This window comes from Mediterranea massiliensis, from assembly GCF_900128475.1.
GTDB classification, from domain to species: domain Bacteria; phylum Bacteroidota; class Bacteroidia; order Bacteroidales; family Bacteroidaceae; genus Bacteroides; species Bacteroides massiliensis_E.
This window is the reverse complement of the sequence record NZ_LT635816.1, coordinates 1-1,328: the sequence shown is the minus strand read 5'-3', so window position 1 is coordinate 1,328 and position 1,328 is coordinate 1. Positions and strand designations below refer to the sequence as shown.

The following is a 1,328-nucleotide window of genomic DNA, read 5'->3' as shown; positions in this document are numbered from 1 at the left end:
ATTCACTGCTGTCCGGAGAAGATTCTCCAAAGCAGCTATTATTAATTAATACTCAACTGGTTACGAGGATAATAAAATTTTTCGATTAGAAATCATAGTTTTGCAAGAAGGTATAAACAGCCAATTCTGCAAACTATGAACAAAGGAAAAACAATATTTGCACAGGTTATGTCTCTTATAAACACATACGAATTTAAGAAGTGCGTCAACCGCTATAAGGGTGACAGACACTCCATCAAATTCACTTGCCGTGACCAGTTCATGGTAATGAGCTTTGCCCAGTTCACGGACAGGTCCGGGCTGAGAGACATAGAGACTACACTTAACCTTTGTTCTCCTGATCTTTACCGTTCTGGTATCAAGGTAATGCCCAAATCCACCTTGGCCGAAGCGAACGAAAAGAAGGATTGGCGTATCTATCAGGACTTTGCACAAGTTCTGATACGACAAGCAAAGGAAGCATATAAGGGACAGAAACTTAGACTTGACCTGGATGAAATGGTCTATGCCTTTGACAGCAGCACTATTGAGCTGTGTCTGAAGCTTTGTCCATGGGCTAAGTTTCATCATGAGAGAGGAGCAATCAAGATGCATACCTTGATGGATTTTAGGGGTTCCATCCCGACATTTGTTCATCTGACAGAAGGAGCGGTTCACGATTCCAAAATTATGGATAAGATACCTGTAGAAGCAAACTCCTACTATCTTATGGACAAAGGATATGTCAAGTTTGACTCCTTGTACCAGCATTTTCATCTTAACAATGCCTTTTTTGTAACTAGAGCAAAAGGAAATATGCTTTATAAGGTTATTGATAGTAGAGAGGTAGATCAATCTGCCGGACTTTCCTCTGATGAAACCATCAAATTGACTGGGCCACTTACTTCTCAGAAGTATCCTGATTCTCTTAGACTTGTTGTATATGAAGACTTCAGCACAAATACAGTTTACCGTTTCCTCACCAATAACTTCAAACTTGAGGCATTGACCATTGCCGAGTTGTACAGGGAAAGATGGCAAATTGAGTTGTTCTTCAAATGGATAAAGCAGCATCTGCACATAAAGACATTCTATGGAACCACCCAAAACGCCGTGTACACACAGATATGGATAGCTATCTGTGACTATCTTCTGCTTATCATTGCGAAGAAACATTATATGTTGAACCCAAGTCTTCATTCTATTTCAAATTCTATTGGTCAAGTTCTCTTCAAAAGAGGCGACATCAAAGATATATTTAATCAAACCGACCTCACTGCTAATGTTCCGGAGGGTGATGGTCCTAGGCAGCTTACATTGTGGTAAAGTTTCTCCGGACAGCAGTGATA

At 40.2% G+C, this 1,328-nt stretch carries 1 protein-coding gene; it reads left to right on the top strand.

From position 1 onward, the window contains the following. Window positions 1-135: 135 nt before the first annotated feature. A complete protein-coding gene (locus BQ7483_RS00010; protein ID WP_072544383.1) occupies window positions 136-1,305 on the top strand; it encodes an IS4 family transposase in 1,170 nt (389 codons plus the stop codon). Window positions 1,306-1,328 lie beyond the last annotated feature (23 nt).